The organism is Virgibacillus litoralis (assembly GCF_017873675.1).
Taxonomy (GTDB): Bacteria; Bacillota; Bacilli; order Bacillales; family Amphibacillaceae; genus Lentibacillus; species Lentibacillus litoralis.
Genome location: NZ_JAGGKK010000016.1, coordinates 58,660 through 76,147, shown reverse-complemented (window position 1 = coordinate 76,147; position 17,488 = coordinate 58,660). Strand labels below are relative to the sequence as shown.

The 17,488-nt window shown below is 38.6% G+C and carries 15 protein-coding genes; 6 read left to right on the top strand and 9 right to left on the bottom strand.

Going from position 1 to position 17,488, the window contains the following annotated elements:
• Window positions 1-22 precede the first annotated feature (22 nt).
• Window positions 23-664: a hypothetical protein gene (locus tag J2Z82_RS14065; RefSeq protein WP_342453651.1), complete on the bottom strand. Its 642-nt coding sequence runs from the start codon at window positions 662-664 to the stop codon at window positions 23-25.
• A gap of 39 nt (window positions 665-703) precedes the next feature.
• The gene (locus J2Z82_RS14060) at window positions 704-1,438 is read right to left on the bottom strand and encodes a gamma-glutamyl-gamma-aminobutyrate hydrolase family protein (protein ID WP_209481410.1); all 735 of its coding nucleotides are present in this window, start codon (window positions 1,436-1,438) and stop codon (window positions 704-706) included.
• 431 nt (window positions 1,439-1,869) lie between these two features.
• Here J2Z82_RS14060 and helD point away from each other — a divergent pair, with 431 nt between their 5' ends.
• Complete coding sequence (gene helD / locus J2Z82_RS14055) at window positions 1,870-4,158, top strand: RNA polymerase recycling motor HelD (protein ID WP_209481409.1); 2,289 nt, start codon at window positions 1,870-1,872, stop codon at window positions 4,156-4,158.
• 254 nt (window positions 4,159-4,412) lie between these two features.
• Here the strand turns inward: helD and J2Z82_RS14050 are convergent, their stop codons facing one another.
• Complete coding sequence (locus J2Z82_RS14050; protein ID WP_209481408.1) at window positions 4,413-4,571, bottom strand: hypothetical protein; 159 nt, start codon at window positions 4,569-4,571, stop codon at window positions 4,413-4,415.
• Between the two features lie 325 nt (window positions 4,572-4,896).
• On the bottom strand, window positions 4,897-5,304 hold the full coding sequence (locus tag J2Z82_RS14045; RefSeq protein WP_209481407.1) for a hypothetical protein: 408 nt from the start codon (window positions 5,302-5,304) through the stop codon (window positions 4,897-4,899).
• A gap of 101 nt (window positions 5,305-5,405) precedes the next feature.
• Here J2Z82_RS14045 and J2Z82_RS14040 point away from each other — a divergent pair, with 101 nt between their 5' ends.
• Together J2Z82_RS14040 and J2Z82_RS14035 are read left to right on the top strand one after the other, a co-directional pair.
• The gene (locus J2Z82_RS14040) at window positions 5,406-6,281 is read left to right on the top strand and encodes an AAA family ATPase (protein WP_209481406.1); all 876 of its coding nucleotides are present in this window, start codon (window positions 5,406-5,408) and stop codon (window positions 6,279-6,281) included.
• Between the two features lie 44 nt (window positions 6,282-6,325).
• The gene (locus J2Z82_RS14035) at window positions 6,326-8,251 is read left to right on the top strand and encodes a vWA domain-containing protein (RefSeq protein WP_209481405.1); all 1,926 of its coding nucleotides are present in this window, start codon (window positions 6,326-6,328) and stop codon (window positions 8,249-8,251) included.
• 110 nt (window positions 8,252-8,361) lie between these two features.
• Here the strand turns inward: J2Z82_RS14035 and J2Z82_RS14030 are convergent, their stop codons facing one another.
• On the bottom strand, window positions 8,362-10,137 hold the full coding sequence (locus J2Z82_RS14030; RefSeq protein WP_209481404.1) for a Xaa-Pro dipeptidyl-peptidase: 1,776 nt from the start codon (window positions 10,135-10,137) through the stop codon (window positions 8,362-8,364).
• A gap of 218 nt (window positions 10,138-10,355) precedes the next feature.
• On the opposite strand from J2Z82_RS14030, the gene J2Z82_RS14025 reads away from it, so the two are divergent.
• On the top strand, window positions 10,356-10,511 hold the full coding sequence (locus J2Z82_RS14025; protein WP_209481403.1) for a hypothetical protein: 156 nt from the start codon (window positions 10,356-10,358) through the stop codon (window positions 10,509-10,511).
• A 58-nt stretch (window positions 10,512-10,569) separates the two neighbouring features.
• Complete coding sequence (locus J2Z82_RS14020; RefSeq protein WP_209481402.1) at window positions 10,570-10,935, top strand: DUF1360 domain-containing protein; 366 nt, start codon at window positions 10,570-10,572, stop codon at window positions 10,933-10,935.
• 363 nt (window positions 10,936-11,298) lie between these two features.
• On the opposite strand, the gene J2Z82_RS14015 is transcribed toward J2Z82_RS14020, so the two are convergent.
• The gene (locus J2Z82_RS14015) at window positions 11,299-14,340 is read right to left on the bottom strand and encodes a glycoside hydrolase family 84 protein (RefSeq protein ID WP_342453650.1); all 3,042 of its coding nucleotides are present in this window, start codon (window positions 14,338-14,340) and stop codon (window positions 11,299-11,301) included.
• Between the two features lie 273 nt (window positions 14,341-14,613).
• Here J2Z82_RS14015 and J2Z82_RS14010 point away from each other — a divergent pair, with 273 nt between their 5' ends.
• Window positions 14,614-15,660 (top strand): FUSC family protein, encoded by a 1,047-nt coding sequence (locus J2Z82_RS14010; protein ID WP_209481400.1) that lies wholly within the window; start codon window positions 14,614-14,616, stop codon window positions 15,658-15,660.
• A 51-nt stretch (window positions 15,661-15,711) separates the two neighbouring features.
• On the opposite strand, the gene J2Z82_RS14005 is transcribed toward J2Z82_RS14010, so the two are convergent.
• The 3 genes from J2Z82_RS14005 to J2Z82_RS13995 form a co-directional block, all read right to left on the bottom strand.
• On the bottom strand, window positions 15,712-15,855 hold the full coding sequence (locus J2Z82_RS14005) for a hypothetical protein (protein WP_209481399.1): 144 nt from the start codon (window positions 15,853-15,855) through the stop codon (window positions 15,712-15,714).
• Between the two features lie 127 nt (window positions 15,856-15,982).
• Window positions 15,983-16,891 (bottom strand): homoserine O-acetyltransferase MetA, encoded by a 909-nt coding sequence (metA, locus tag J2Z82_RS14000; protein ID WP_209481398.1) that lies wholly within the window; start codon window positions 16,889-16,891, stop codon window positions 15,983-15,985.
• A gap of 287 nt (window positions 16,892-17,178) precedes the next feature.
• The gene (locus J2Z82_RS13995; RefSeq protein WP_209481397.1) at window positions 17,179-17,481 is read right to left on the bottom strand and encodes a DUF3892 domain-containing protein; all 303 of its coding nucleotides are present in this window, start codon (window positions 17,479-17,481) and stop codon (window positions 17,179-17,181) included.
• Window positions 17,482-17,488: the final 7 nt, after the last annotated feature.

Genomic DNA, 17,488 nt, shown 5'->3' with positions numbered 1-17,488 from the left:
CAGTAATTCTGCACAAATATCACTACAATAGTTCTTCAATTTCGTTTCTATTATAATTATCAGCGACGCCTGGTTTTGAACTTAAATAATTTAAAACTTCAGTATCTTCGAGCTCTAAAGTTGTCTTTAAGCCATTAATTATCATACTTAGATATTCTTCAGATGGTTTATTATAAGGAACATCTAAGTCCCAATAAGCTGTGAAAGTTAAAATTGGGTACCCGTCCTCTTCACCTAAATATAAAATAGTTCCATACCATGAATCTCTTAGTGTTTTTGATCCATTCTTTATAATTTCAATTAAATCTATATCGAGTTCAGCACCGTTATTTTCCTGTTTTACTACATCCATAAATTGCTCTACTGTTATTAAATATTTCCTGCTGTATGTATGATGTTCTTCATCTTCATTTAATCCGATGAAAGCTACTCCTTTGTTTTGCCAACGACTTGATGATTTTGCGAAATATAAAGGATAACGCATTATATATGTCGTCTCTTTTATAGGAAGAGATTTATCTTTACACCCAACCTCAACTTTTTCAGATCCTTTTGGTTTACCACCTTTTATGTAACATAAAAATCTATCTCTGCTTAAATTGGAACCATAGCTCGCATACCACACATATTTTATATCTTCCAGCCTGCAATCGATCACAATCACATCCCTATAAATCTTATAATATTAGAAAAGCTATTACCTTTACTGTACTGTATTTATACACTGACCGACAAACGCTTTAAATAAATTTTGCATATTTGGATCCTCACTAGCCATCTCTTCAGGGTGCCATTGTATCCCCAATAACTGTTTGGTGTATTCGCCTGTTCCTTCAACTGCTTCAATGACACCATCTGGAGCAACCGCTACAACTCTAAGACCAGATGCGATTTCATCAATAGCTTGGTGATGAGTGCTATTAACTCTGGTGGTTGAATTATTGAGAATTTCATAAAGCCAACTATTACCCTCAATTTGAATTTCATGAGTAGGCTCCGGTCTTGCTGCTTGCTGATAATGATTAATAGCATTTGGATTATTGAATTCTATGTCTTGTATAACTGTTCCGCCTAACGCAACGTTTAGCATTGTAGCCCCTCTGCAGGTGGCAAGAATCGGCTTTTTCTGTTTTAGAGCATGTTCCACAAGCCCTATCTCCGTTTTATCACGTTTTTCATTGGTCTTTTGTACTCTTGGATCAGGATTTGCTCGATAAGAATTTGGATCGACATCCTCTCCACTGCTTAAAATAATTCCATTACAAATGGAGACCCATACTTCTGGCATTTCTTTTGTACCAGTTGGAATTATAATTGGGATTCCCCCCGCCTGTATTACAGAACGAATAAATCTCTCGTGCAAATTAACACTCTTAATATTATTGTGATTGACAATAGAACTGGTAATTCCAATAACGGGTTTGATTGACTGACTCATTTCATTATCTCCTTCTCCGTGTCTCTAGGAAAATAATTATTTACACTTATTTATGTTTTCCAATAGACAAAAGACAATTCATAGAGACAGGAGAATCTGGGTCCTCCCTTTTATTAAATTAGTTGAAAAAATAAGATGATCAGCATTTGTAATTGTTATTTATAGCTCATAGGGTATAGATGTTTTTCATTACTTTGGGGCATATAAAATGAGGAATTCGGGATAAAGCTAAATGATGGAATTAGACTAAAATACCTTAATACAAAATAAAAAGACAACAACAGTAAAAACTATTGCTGCCCATAGCTAATTATGGTAAACTAATATAATGATCATTGATTGTATAATTGAATATAAATATATCCAATTATATTATATCATCAGTTATATTTAAAGTCAATAAAAAAGTTTTTAAGAATGGGGTTGGTGGCATGAGCCGTGAAGCGGAACAGCATCGAGTCAATGAAATTATCAATGAAATTAACAACAAAGAGGAAATAATCTATAAAAAATCTGCAGGGTTAAAGGATACAATCATCAATCTTCGCGAGAATTTTTGGGATGATGTGACGGTTAACCTCGATGAACCTGATGATGTAATCGAAACGCAAGCAAGCGTTAAACAACAGGCCGAGTTGCTGACTGAACGGGAACAGCTCCACGGGAACATGGACAAGGAACTGAAAAAACTCAAAAAACTAAAAGACTCCCCCTATTTTGGACGGATTGATTTCATAGAAAGTCCGGGAAGTGAAAAAGAAAAAATCTATATTGGTACCTCCTCCCTGATGGATCTGGAGGAAGAAAACTTCCTTATATACGATTGGCGTGCTCCCATTTCCAGCCTTTATTATGACTACGCTCCCGGGAAGGCGCAATATGAAACAATGGATGAAACAATAACTGGAGAAATTTCATTAAAGAGACAGTTCATTATCAGACAAAGCAATATTATAAGCATGTTTGACACTGGACTTACAATCGGTGACCAGCTTCTCCAGCAGGCTTTGGGAGACAACGCAAGTACAACAATGAAAAGTATAGTCGCAACCATCCAAAAGGAACAAAATAAAATCATCCGAAATGAACGGAGTAATCTTTTAATTGTCCAGGGTGTTGCCGGGAGTGGAAAAACATCTGCAGTCCTGCAGCGAATTGCGTACCTTATGTATCGATTTCGAAAAGAGCTTAACGCCAACAATTTACTGCTCTTTTCACCGAACCCGTTATTTTCCAGTTATGTCGCCAACGTACTTCCTGAATTAGGGGAAGAAAATATCCAGCAATCCACCTTTTATGATTTTTTGGAAAAGCGGATCGAAAAAGGGATCACAATTGAGTCCCCTTTTTCCCAAATGGAATATACATTAACGGAAATGGACCAGGAAGATTATGATGACCGTCTAACGAACATGACATACAAATCAAGCCTGGATTTTAAATCGCTATTGGATGAGTACATCTCTCAACTGAACTATCACGGTATTCAGTTTAGAAATATCACGTTACATCACGAAGTCCTCATATCAAAAGAACAAATTGCGGACTACTTCTATTCACTGGAGGAGTTTTCTCTTCCAAACAGAATGGAAGCTGTTGCCACGTGGCTGTTGCATGAATTACGACAAAGCCAAAAGCAGGAAAAGGACAAGGACTGGGTAATGGAAAAGGTTGAATTAATGGATAAGGAAGAGTATTTAGAGGCATACCACTCCAGCCAGCAGGAAGATGAAGAAAATTCAAGCCTGGAAGAAGAACTCCTTCGTAAAGAAGTTGTAAAGCGCCACTTCGCGCAGATTAAAAAACGGGTGAAACGCTTTGACTTCGTTCATGTGCTGGCAACATACCGTGAGATGTTTCGTAATTGGAAACCCCACCAGGCACCAGCTGAATGGGAAAAAATACGAACCCTGACCGCTGGGAATTTATCGCAGAGGTTCTTAACCTGGGAAGACGCAACACCATATCTTTACTTTAAGGGCAGATTGCTTGGTGACGATTCAGAACGATCCGTCCGTCACCTGTTCATTGATGAGGCGCAGGATTATTCAGCATTCCAGTTTGCATATATCAGGCATATTTTTCCTTATACCAGGTTGACATTACTGGGTGATATTAATCAGGCGATATACGCGTACGCTACTGAGGATAATCCGCTGATACCTGTAACACTTGAACGGAATCACGAACGAATTACCCTTACAAAAAGTTACCGATCAACGAAACAAATCGTGGAATTCACAAAAGCCTTTGCCCCTGGTGAAGCAAAAATCGAATCATTTGAGCGATCCAGCAACAAACCTAAATTAATCACACTGGAAAATAAATCCAATATAACCGACACCTTAATCGCTGAGATTGAAAAACTTCAACATGACGGAAATGAAACAATCGCGATTATTTGCAAAACATTCAAGGAAAGCAATGAGCTTTACCAAAAGCTTCAGGATAAAGTGTTAATCAGACAGATAACAGAGCAGACTTATTCATTCGAAAAAGGATTGCTTATTCTGCCTATTTACTTGGCCAAAGGAATCGAATTTGATGCTGTTATTATCCCTGAGGCTTCTGCCGGGCACTATGCCAGAGAGTCAGATCGCGCACTCTTTTACACCGCCTGCACCAGAGCAATGCATGGTCTCCATATGATCACGTCAGAAAAACCTTGCAAATTTATTAAAGAGGCAGAACCGGAAACATTTGAAGTTATCCACATATAATACGAAAAGGCGTCGGCTGGATATTATATCCCCGGCACTTTTTTTGTTTTTAAATAATTTTGATGCCGGCCATCTAAATCTGCTTTCAAGTTGTGAACATCAGCGGGGAAACTGTGAACTTCGAGCAACCTTATTGTGAACATCGGCGAAATCAGTGTGAACTTCAGCGCTGTCCTTGTGAACTTCAGCATTGCGCGACAAACAAACTTCAACAGCAACTAAAAGAGCATGCCACTATGGACATGCTCTCCCATTTATCGCTTTCTCTTGTTTCTTTTATTATCCTGATTTAGAAACTCGGTGTCCTCTGCTATCTCTGTGTCATTCTTCTCGCGCTTCGGTTCTGTATCATACTTCAATACATTCTGCTGCTTACCTGTATCCCGATTGTGGTTTTTATTTTGTTCTGACATGTAATTAACCTCCTGCTGGTTATCTTGGCGGCCGGTTTTGCCGATATTTTTTATCATCCTTCATATCGTTTAACTCTTCCTTGCTCTTGTTCTTTTTCTTCTTACCCTTACTCAAAATAGATTCCTCCTTTTTTGGCAGTAAAAAAGTATAAATACTTTTTTACTGCATAAGTGCAACTTAGCCTTTCGCCATAAAGAATTGGCGACAAGCCAAGTTTTCTAATTAGTTTTTACAAATCATTCGTTTTAATACTCCTGACAAAATCTCATCTGCAGTTCCGTATAGCAAGTTTTCTTCTGCGAACGTTTTGTTAATAATAGAAACTTAACTGTTATTGTCCCTTTCCCCCAGAACATCCTTAATTATCTCAATATGTAAAGCAGCCCATGCTTTTTCCTTAAAATGAAAAAAGGCACTTACCGTTAGTAAAATCAGGTATATTGTAATGAAAATCGCCCAAATCAGAATACCATCCTTAAATAAAAAGTCCTGAATTTTATCCGAAAATAAAAATAAAAGCCAGGGAATTGCCGTGACAAAGATAGGAATAATACCTGTTCCGTTTTGTTCTTTTACCATACGATAATAAATTAATCTGAGCGTATCGCTTTCAAGGGTTTTATAAAAAGATTTAATTTCAGCAGTTTCTTTAAGATCCTTATTGGAATGAATATCCCTCTGACCCTTTAAATCAAGAAATAACTTATGCGCATCGCCACGAAAAGAAAACATACAACCCCTCCTCTAACGGGACGGAGGGTCAGGTTCCTCGTCCCGCAATCTTTGTCAACTCCCGCGATAAGGTTTAAACTATCGTTGAAAGGAGTTTATCAATGCACACAAACTACAATCTTCCCGAAAATATAACTAATATACTTAATACTAACCAACGAAAGGATGATAATACATTTCAGGAATTAATCCGACAAGGCGGTTATGTGCCACCACATACAGATTTACTAATTGATGCGATTTCAGCACTAAGCATGGGTAAAAATATCTTGCTGAAAGGTCCAACTGGGGCTGGAAAAACTAAGTTCGCTGAAACACTGTCAAACTTATTCCACCAGCCAATGTTTAATGTCAATTGCTCAGTCGATCTAGATGCAGAAAGCTTAATGGGCTTTAAAACCTTGGCATATGAGGACGGAAAACAAGTAATTGATTTCGTGCCAGGTCCAGTAACAAGCGCAATGAATGGTGGAACCTTCCTCTACATTGATGAAGTCAATATGGCGAAACCCGAAACATTACCGCTAATTAATGGTGTACTTGACTATCGAAGAACGGTAACGAATCCATTCACTAACGAAATCATAACTGCCGAAGAAGGCTTTAATGTTATTGCTGCAATTAACGAAGGCTATGTTGGTACCGTCCCATTAAATGAAGCGCTGAAAAACCGATTTATTGTCATTGATGTTCCATATCTTGAAGGTGAACAATTAAAGGAATTGATCCAATCAAACACAAGGCTAACCAACAACACAACAATCGACTTATTTGTTACGTTTTCCAGCGATTTGATTCGTTCAGTTGCTCAAGGGAAATTATCCGAAGAAGCAGCGTCCATCCGTGCTTTGCTTGATGCCTGTGATCTGAGTTCGATTATCCCGCCAAAACGCGCTATTTTAAGGTCAATCGTGGATAAACTGGAAGAAGAACGTGAGAAAGAATTCGTGAAAAATTTAGCAGACACCCTATTTTAATAGGAAAATAAATTCCACAAACAGATGAGAAAGGAGGATACTAAATGAAATATAACCGCTGGGATGATTCCAAGATAGATACCGATCTTTATTTGCAATTACAGGACCTATCCACCATATTATCGGATAATCCGGACTTAAAATTCGACTATAAGTATGGTTCGTTTATTGACCTCACGAATGGTAATGTTACAGGCAGTCATTTGTGGGATATTAGCACTCAGGAAATTAAGGAACAGGGTTATAAAACGGATGTGTTTTTGCGGACAATTGGAACGCTGCATTATTCACAAGTCCCCTTTATGAAGGAATATCTTAAAAAAATAAACGAATCAGGCATGCCGAATTTTGCTGCTCAACTTATTACATTGCTGGAGGATATACGGTTGGAAGAAATCATAACCAAAATAAGACCAGGCACAAAAAGAGATTTTACCGTCCGAAGAAAGCACCTGAAGCACTACTTTGAAACTCAATTAGGAACCAACGTGACAAGAAACCATCCGCTTGATGAATTATTTTGTCTCATTTACTTGTTAATTCAGACAGACCAGCCAGACCCAAGTTTCCCTAAAGCGAATAAACATCAGCTTAGCAACCTGGATAAACTTAAACCGCATATCTATGCCTCGTTTGAAGCAAAAAATACAGAAGACATTACAGCTATTGCTGAACAAATGGTCTTGCAAATAGAAGATGATTATAAAGACATGATCAATGTCTATTTTTCGTTTCCGATTGCACACATCGAAAAGTATGAAAAGAATACTTTATTCGATGAATTAACCCGGACAGATGACATACCAAACGAAGAAAAAGAAGATGTCGATGAAGAAAATAATGAGTCTATGGATGAACAATTACCTTCCTGGCACCAGGAAAATGAAAACAGTGACAGGAAACAAAACTTCCTTCAATTTGAATTAGAATCAGGTACAAAGACAAGTATTATCGGCAGTGGAGCAAGAGAAACTGAGGATGAAGATCAGGCCATGGGTACAATTCAAGGTGCTTCGGGGGCTAGTGATAATAACGATTACTCGGAAGTCGATTCGCTTGAAAAACAGAGTTCCAACAAAGGAAAGCATTCGAATGACAACGAGCTAAACTATGGCGAGGAAAATAAAAATGCAGTAGCAATTGTCGAAAAAGCTAACACACCATCAAAGGAAGAGCAACTAGCCTATGAGAATGCTGTTGGAACAATTGAAGCTTACAAACGCAAGCTTGCCACCACCATTGAAAAAGTGCTCGAACACAAAATGAATGCACCTCGAAAAGATTTAATCATTGGCCGATTATCAAAAAAACTGTTGCCCGTTATTATTGAAGAAAACCCAAGGGTATTTTATAAAAAAAATCAGGAATCCAAAGACATCGATGCCGTTTTCACCCTGCTTGTCGACTGTTCCGCTTCCATGCATAATAAAATGGACGAAACAAAACGTGGCGTAGTTCTGTTTCACGAAGTATTAAAACAACTCAAGATCCCCCACTCCATCGTTGGATTTTGGGAGGATGCAAATGACGTAAAGGAAAACTATCAACCAAATTATTTTCACGAGATTCATTCCTACACAGATTCCCTTTATCAAAACAACGGAGCAAGAATTATGCAGCTTGAGCCACAAGAAGATAACCGGGATGGTTTTAGTATACGTGTTATTACAAAGGAATTAGCAGCCAGAAGAGAAAGGAATAAATTTCTGCTCGTATTCTCAGACGGTGAACCTGCTGCTGCGAACTATGATCAGAATGGAATCATTGACACAAACCTGGCTGTGTCTGAAGCACGCAAAAAAGGAATAGATGTCATCGGAATGTTCTTAGCAGACGGAGAAATCGACGAAAGAGAAGATTTAACAATGAAGAATATCTATGGAAAAGAACGCCTAATGATCCCAAGCGTCGAAGAACTCCCAGAACACTTCGCCCCACTCCTGAAAAAACTGCTATTGCGAACAATCTAACCGGGATTATGGGGTCAGGTCCCTTGTCCCGCCTTTCCCTTGAGTGGGCTTCCTACACAACTGAAATAGCAAAAGCGATCACCTGTTTAGGATGATCGCTTTTCCTCTTTTCATCGCAGCTCTTTTATATCACCGACTAATGGAAGTGTCACATGGCTGCGCTCGGGATCAATTGAAATTGTCGTTCCAGATTCAGGACGAATTGTATATTTATTATCACTGGAAATAATAACGATACCAATTTGATGCCCAGCTTTAAACTGGTAATCATCCGGCTGCATATCCCAGTCAAAAGTGTATTGACGGTTTGGGATGAGCGCCTTTGATTTAGACATCGAATTAATATTTTGCGGATCCATCCACCCACGCGTAACAATTTCAGCGCCATCTGGTCCATAATCAACAAGTAATCCTGTTAAATTCGCAGTCGGCTGATCGATGCTGGCACGAATAGACACATTTGGTGTTCCGCTCATACGATAGGACTCTGTTAATTCCTTACTTAAATAAGCTTGACGATTTGGTGATTCCGATAAAGGACTTTCAACTAACTCACTAGCTTCTATTAGCGCATTATCTATTAAACTATCTGCTTCTTTATTTTTATTTGGGACAGGTAGAACACTTAAACCACCTGCTTCATTACTGCCAGCGGTAAAATGCAGTTTCGTCTCGGTGGCATCCGCATTTGGCCATGCTTGTGTTGTCTCCCATGAATCATCTTCACGTTGGATATCGACAACTGGCTCATCCATTATTCCATTATCTATATCGTATAACCAATGATCGAACCATTTATTTAGTGTATTTAACCACTCTTCATTTCGGAAGTAGTATGGACTGGAGTGGCCGCCTTGATGCAGCCATAACTTTCTTGGAACATTATACTGCTTTAATTCTTCCCACCATTGTGAGAACTGCTGTGTTTTTACATTCCAATCATTTAAACCATGGACAACAAAAACACTAGCTTCAATATCTTTAACATCATTCAAATAGTTACGTGCGTCCCAGAATTCGTTATAATCTCCGGTATTACGATCCTGATCATCCTCTATTTGATTCATTAAATCTGAACAGACTTCAGGATTATCACGAGTAAGTACTGCTTTTCCTAATACATCAGCATCCTCACCTTGATAACCTCCTGGAGCAACAACAGCCCCATTGGAACGATAATAATCATACCAGCTGCTAATCGCACCAATTGGAACAATAGTTTTTAGTCCTTCCACGCCAGTAGTTGCAACGCCGTTTGGCAATGTGCCATTATAGGATACACCTGTCATGCCAACATTCCCTGTTGACCAATCAGCAGATACTGCTTGTCCATCTTCCGTAAATGCATCTGCCCGGCCATTTAGCCAATCAATGACAGCCTCCGTAGCACGAATCTCCCGTTCATCTCCAACAGTAGGACAACCATCAGAAAGACCACTGCCAATACTCTCAGCAAGGACGACAGCATATCCCCGCGGCACAAAATAATCGTCATAATAGCCTGGTAAATCTGCTGCATAAGGTTTACCCTTCCCATTCTTTTCTACTGGATTTAATTCGACATCTACATCATGAAAATCCAGTGAGGAAAGTCCGGCGCGATATGGGCTCATTTCAAAAATAACCGGCACATCAAGCCCTTCCTCCGTTTCTTTCGGACGTATAATTTCAGCATGAACTCTGTCATTTTGTCCATCGCCATCACTATCAACCGCTGTTTCAATATAAACGGTTTCACGTACTGCATCCTCCTTGGAGAATACTGCTTGGGTCACCCCGTCTTCAACCTTGATTTGCGGTTCTGCGTCTGGATTAGCTGGTTTGGCAGCGACATTCATGCCGAAAACAACTAGTAAACATACGGTGAAAAACAATGTCTTTTTCATCTTCTGTTTCCTCCTCCTTAATATGACAATAAATTTAACACAATTCGCAGGAAAATTTTGTCGATTATTGGAGAAAGATTGAAAGATAAAACTATTATCCTAGTATAGTGTTTATTACCTAGTCACTTCTGATTTCCTGTCATAAAAACATATAAATTTGGGAAACTAAACTCGATAGCCAGAAATTAAATACATTTCATTAAGGAGGATCTATCTCAATGAATGATAATAATTTTAACGATAAACCGGCAAAAGAACAAATTGGCAAAGTTAAACCCTATCATGAAACGAACGAGGAAATTGCAAAAAACGATAAGTTAAAACAGAAACAACCAACCCCTAAACCAGATGATTTTGAGGAGATCGAATATTAAAACGATCGTCTTTACATGGTAAACGAATGTAATGTTCTTATGGAGAGGGTCTGGTTAAATGGAAATATCGTGGATCTCATTTGTAATGATTATACTCGCCAGCTATCGTCTAACACACCTAATCGTATTTGATAAAATAACCGAATTTATCCGGAAACCTTTTTTAACGAAGAAAAAGATTTCCGCTAACGAATCAAAAGAGGTGCCAAAATCGAAAATTGGTTACCTTCTAACCTGCTATTGGTGTGCCGGGATTTGGTGTGCCACATTTCTAGCAGTGCTTTTTTTGTGGGTTCCCTTCATAGCTAAATACCTGATTTTCATACTATCTATTGCTGGTGGTCAGGCAATATTAGAATCGTTTGTTGGAGTAAATATAAAACAAACTGCCTTGTATAACGAAGAAACGAAAGAATTGAAATAGGTAATAAATGAAGCCTTGCAACTTTACTATACACCACAATTGATATTAGAAAACTTGGCATTCGCCAAGCTTTTGGGCGAATTGCCTTAGTTGCACTTATGCAGTAAGAAAGTAGTTATACATTCTTAACTGCCTAGAAAACGTAGCTTATCGCCAAGCCTTTTGGTGAATGCCATAGTTGCACTTATGCAGTAAGAAAGTAGTTATACAACTAATTCGAATTCTGTTTCAAGAATTTTGAATCATAGTTCGGATTTTACTTTGACTAAATACTTTTGTCCCACCCACTAACAGCCTAAAAAGGTCATCCCAAGAAATAATCCTGGAATGACCCTTTTTACGTTTGAGTATAACTAACCTTTTTTAGTTGTCCCACTTTGGAATAACTTCATAGATAGTAGGTGCCTCTGAACTTTCTTGCCAATTTAATCTAATTTTGTTTGTTTCAAAACCAGCTTCCACCTTTGAATATATTCCTGAAAGTGTTCCGACTGACAGCCACTCACCATCCTGCTTCTCGATTTGTATTGTCGCTTTTGCTTGGGGTTGCTCCCCCTGCAAAATGATTAACTCTTGAAGCATACGTTGCTTAGGATATGTTAATACGATGGATTCTCCTGCTTCTGGTGTTCTTTTCGCCTGATATGCACTAGACAATGAATCATCTGCAAGATCACTAAGGCTTGTTCCATCTGCTGCTGGTGGTCCGCCACTCACATTGTCAGTTCCTTTATTACTTTGAACATAAAACTCCCTAACCTGAAGCCAATTATCCTGATCAGACAGTGCCCTGTACCGGATATACCTTGCTTGAATATTGTCAGTATCCAGCGAGACTTCTTGTTGGTCACGCCTTTCCGTAAGCGTTGTCCAGTTCTCGCCATCTACTGAATACTCCAATGCACCATGATCAATGTAATCATCTGGGCTACCCTTTGAACCCATTAACACCTCAATGCTATCTACCGTGTAAGTTTCACCAAGATCAATCCCCACAGCATCATTTGTGTTAACATGCTCGCCACTCCAATAGATCGTATTATTGTCCCCATCAATCATATTGGACGAAGCATAATTTTGATAAGTTCCCATGGTCGTTAAAGGCAGTGTTTCAATTTCGCCTTCGATTTTCACATCAAACTCTCTTACCTGGACCCAACTAACTTGATCTTCTATTGCGCGGAATCGAATGTATCTTGCCTCAATACCTTCTGTCTCAGCCTGTATTTCTGCCTGATTATGTTTTTCAGTCAATGCAGTCCAGTTTTCTCCATCTAGGGAATACTCTAGTACACCATGATGAATATAATCAGCAGACTTTTCACCTGTACCCATTAGTAGTTCAATAGATTCAACTGTGAAACGATCACCAAGGTCAATTCCCACAGCATCTCCAGTCTTAGCTGCCTCATTACTCCAGTAATACGTATTTAAATCTTCATCAGTCATATTTGAAAGCGAATAATCCTGATAAGTTCCTAATGTACTCGTACCACGACTTGCTTTGATACCAAACCACTCATTATTTTTTTGAATGGCGTTGGTTAAAAACGGTTTAATTACGCCTTCAGCAACTTTTTGTGATATGTCATCCGCATCTTTTAATGCCTTCTGTAAAATTAGCCGCTCAGTCCATGCAGACTCGCCATTGTCTTCTTCTTGTGCCATCAGCATTTTAACTGCAGCTTTTCCCGCTTTTCCGTATAGCTCCGACTTCTCAAGATATGGAGCAACTTCATCAAGAAAATTTTGATTATCTAAATTGTTTTGAAGTTTGTCTGGCGCCTTTTCAAGCTGTGCAAATTCTTCTAGTAGTTCTTGGCTAACCCCGTTTGTAATTACACCTTCATAACTATCCCAAAACTGTTGAATAAGTGGTCTGAGCGTTAATGATTCAGAACCGTTAATTGGTGATGAGTAGTTATTTTCTGCAAATGTTTTTAAAGCTTCCGATACGTCTCCACCAAACGATTCAATACTACTCTTCCAAGATTCGTGTGGATCATAGGCTTTTGGATTCCATGTATAATCTGCAATCGTATATAATGGTATTTTAGAAGCTTCAGCTTCGTTCATTGGGTTTGCTGTCAAGCCAATGACACCATGGTCTGCTAAGGTACTATCCCTGTTTACCAGCGGCCCAAGAAACAGACGATTTCGGTCATAATCATTAACCGGATAATTGTCCCAAATTAATAGGTCATGTTTAAAAATCCGAGAAACCTGTTCTGCTTCATCTGATCCAATTTTTTCGGGGACTACTGCAGAACCGGTCCACATGACGACAATGTCTTCATCTGCCAACTTAGCAAACCTTTCTCTGTATACTGTCGAATCATTTCCTGCATAATCTGTTGGAACCGTAATCAGAGGCTTAGCACCTTCATGAGTCTGAATAAATTCTTCATTAAAACGATTTAATAGATATGCTTGCGCTGCAGCCGTTGGATTTTCATCGTCTCCAAACTTTTCCTGATCCTGTTCACAGTGAAGTTCATAACTGATGTCATCCAGAAAAATGGCGTAGGAACGAACACCCAAGTCCCATACAGCTTCCATTTTATCCATTAATAATTCAAAATCCCTGTCCCCTGAATAACATACGGTGTTACCCGGAGAGAGCGAAAAGGTAAACTCTACATGATTTTGATTTGCTTTATCGACCAATTCTCCAAGTTGATCCAATTCATCTTCCGGATATGGTTCGCGCCAATCCTCTCGATGATATGGATCATCTTTGGGCGCATAGATATACTCGTTCATTTTATGTTCACTATAAAATTCTATTTGATTTAATCTGTCTTCATGTGACCATGGTGGACCGTAAAATCCTTCAATTGACCCTCGCATTGCCATCTCAGGCCAATCACGTATCTCAACTGCTGGAATCCAGTCACGTCCCTGCTTTTCCTGAATTAATTGTTCAAAAGTTTGGGCAGCATAAAACGTCCCTGCTTTATTCTTTCCAGCAAGCACTATCCGCTTTTTATCAGTATATTTTGAGACTAGCACATGTCCCTCATCGTTTAACATTTCAGGACCATCCACATCAAGTTGTTGCAGGATATCTAAGGACGCCTGATTCTCATCAGGGCCACCGATCCAAATTGTAACAGGAGTGTCAGGTGCAGGCTCATCGGAACTTTTACGGATAATGCGCTTGACATCTGCTTCTTTTAAAGCCTGTTCAACCTCACGAATCGCAGCATCATCAGTACCTTCCCCAACAACAATTCCAACAACAGGAGTTAACGGAAAACCTTCCCCTAGCACTTCCATCTCCTGTGGTGAAGGATTAATCTTTAACTTATGTTCTTCTGCATCTACATAGCTACCTGGTAGAAATGGAATTAGTAATAATAAACTGATACCTAGCAAAAAGAATTTTTTTGATCGACTAGTCACGAGATTCACCTTCCTTTAATTTAATTTTTTAAAAATTGAAAACCCTTACATAAAGGTTACCAACTTGATTTATGCTTGTCTATGCGTCATTCGGTCTATCAAACAAGGCCAAATAGTACCTTAGTAGTAGTAGTTTTATAGACCAAAAAATAGCCTTAAACCGGAATCGGAAATAAGGCTTCCTCTGTCAGTACATACAATTATTCCATAGGTCTGTCCTATAATTCCCCGCATATAAATAACACTATAAGTTACATTACAGGGGTGCTAAACATGGAATTCAATATTGGCCCGCGCATGGTAAAAACAGGCCTTGCGGTTGTATTAACGTTACTGATTACAGGTATGCTGGAACTCGAATTGGAAATTGTGGCGGCGATTGCTGCTGTTCTGGCTATGCAGCCCTCCATTATGCGGTCTTATAATTATATAAAAGAGGTAGTTGTTTCCAATGGGGTTGGGCTTGCGTTTGCTTTGCTGGGGACTTTTCTGCTCGGACATCATCCACTTTCAGTTGGTTTAGTCGTTATCATATCCATTGCAGTTAACGTTAGGCTTGGTCTGCATAAAACTGTAAGCTTAACGGTATTAACCATTATCGCATTGATGCTTGGAAACGAAGATGGGTTAAGCATTATGTATATTGTTGATCGATTATCACTGGTGACAATTGGAGTGTTTTCTGCGTTTATCATTAATATGATTGTTTTTCCACCGGATCATCAAAAGAATTTATTCAGTCTAATTAAAGATGCCAGCGAGAAAACGAACTTTCTATTGCGAGTAATACCGAATAAGACTATGAATATTCCTGAAATGAAAAAAGAAGACGGGGAAATTGAAAAAATAATTAATGATGCAACAGATTATTATGACATTATATCTGACGAGAGAGGCCGTCTGTTTATTAAAAATCGGCGAAGCTTTTACAGAAACGTTATCATCTATAAACATATGATCCAGATGCTAAGCAAAAAACAGACATTAATTCGACAGTTAGAGAAGAACATCAACGACATAGAGGCAATTCAAGGCAATAAAGCTTACCTGATAAAAAAACTGGCAAAAGAAATGAACAATTACAGTGAGAATATATTACTTTTATATGAAAATAAAATCAACCTCAATATGGATCTGCAGAAGGAAACAAAAGCTGCAATGCAAATCACAATTAATAATCTTATCGAGGAACTGCAAGGAGCGGAACTTGATAAATGGAATTTTGTTTTTCCGATTGCAAACAGTATTATTGAACTCTTTTTCGTATTGGATAAGCTGGAAAGATTGGTTCGCATAATAGAATTGAAAAGAGACAATTAGCGCACGGTACCATAGACTGCCAGTCCAGAGTACCATGCGCAACTGATGAACTTATTTATTTTTCCGGTTCATCTGCTGGTTTCCAGCAACTTTATTAGATGTATTTGCACTGCCTTGATTTTCATAATACTTTGCTTCCGGATTATATAATTTGTTTTCATCAGCAAAATCTTTTTTGCTTTTACCTTTTGCCATCTGAATTCACCTCCATATAGTAGGATGTGTAATACAGATAACGTTATTCCAATCAAAAAAACTGCAATCCTCACGGTAAATGAGATTGCAGTTTTAACTATTTAAATGACCACATTGGCAAATGAAACTAATCCCATTTAAACGGTGTTTCCTGATAGACATAGTAATTCAGCCAATTTGAGAACAGTAAATGGCTGTGTGAGCGCCATATGTTAGGCGGCTGTTCGTTAACATCATTGTTTGGATAATAGTTGGCTGGTATATCGATTTCCAGCCCTTTGTCAATATCACGTTCATATTCCTCAGCAAGAGCTGTTGCATTATATTCCAAATGGCCAGTAATCATAATATTTTTGGCATCTTTGGACATGATGATAAACGGTGCATCCTCTTCAGAAACGGACAAAAGTGTTAAGTCCGGATTCTTTTCAATTTCCTCCCTTGGAACATTCGTATACCTTGAATGTGGCGCATGGAAAATATCATCAAAGCCGCGCACAAGATTAACAGTAGGATCCGATATGCGATGCTTAAAAATACCAAAGCTTTTCTTCGGCATCATAAATTTTTCAATCCCATAATGATAATACAGACTTGCCTGAGCTCCCCAGCATATGTGTAGGGTTGAGGTGACATTCCTGTTCGCCCAGTCCATAATTTCCTGCAGTTCTTCCCAGTAGGTTACATCTTCAAACTCCAATGTTTCGATAGGAGCACCTGTAATAATCATTCCATCATAACGGCGATTTTTGACATCTTCAAAGGTTGTATAAAAATTTTCCAGGTGGTGCCTGCTCACATGTTTTGAACGGTGTGTTGCAGTCCTGAGAAAACTGATATTAACCTGCAGCGGCGTGTTCCCAAGCTGCCGTAACAGCTGCAGTTCCGTTTTTTCCTTTTCAGGCATTAAATTTAAGATTAATATATTAAGAGGACGGATATCTTGTGTTTTGGCACGCGCTACATCCATAACAAAGATTTTCTCCTGCTTTAAAGAATCACTGGCAGGCAATTCTTTTGGAATATTAATTGGCATTTGACATCACTCCCCTTTAAAGATTCAGACATTTCTTCCATTATAGAATTCAATCATATGGTTGGCAATCATTTTAATGGATAAATTTTAGAAAACTTAGCTTATCGCAAATCCTTAGTTGTACTTATGCAGTAAGTAAGAATTTATATTATTGTATGAGAATACCTATCCAGCTCGATTACAAGTTCATTTTCATGATAGTTGGTGGCACACTCGGCAGCCATTTTGGTTTCATAACTAAAAAAGCCCAGACCTCCAAAGGAATGGGCTTAATCATAGCTTATTATTTAAAATGTATCCAGATTATCCAAGTTATTCTCTTTCACACCATCCGGTTCACTGCGGATTATGTCCCTGCCATACTTATGGAATACGTCTACGTGAGCCAGCTTACCTTCTTTTGCTTCACTAAGTGCCACCACGTAATCAAGCTCTCTTCCGGTTTCTGTTTTAAATGCGATGATATCACCATCATCATTTTTGCGAACAGCAACTATTTGTTCCTGGTATGGGTCTGCTTCAGGTTGTGCTGGGGCTTCCACCTGATTCTTATAATCATTATATACCTGCTCTAAATCTTTGTTATCCATAAAAAAC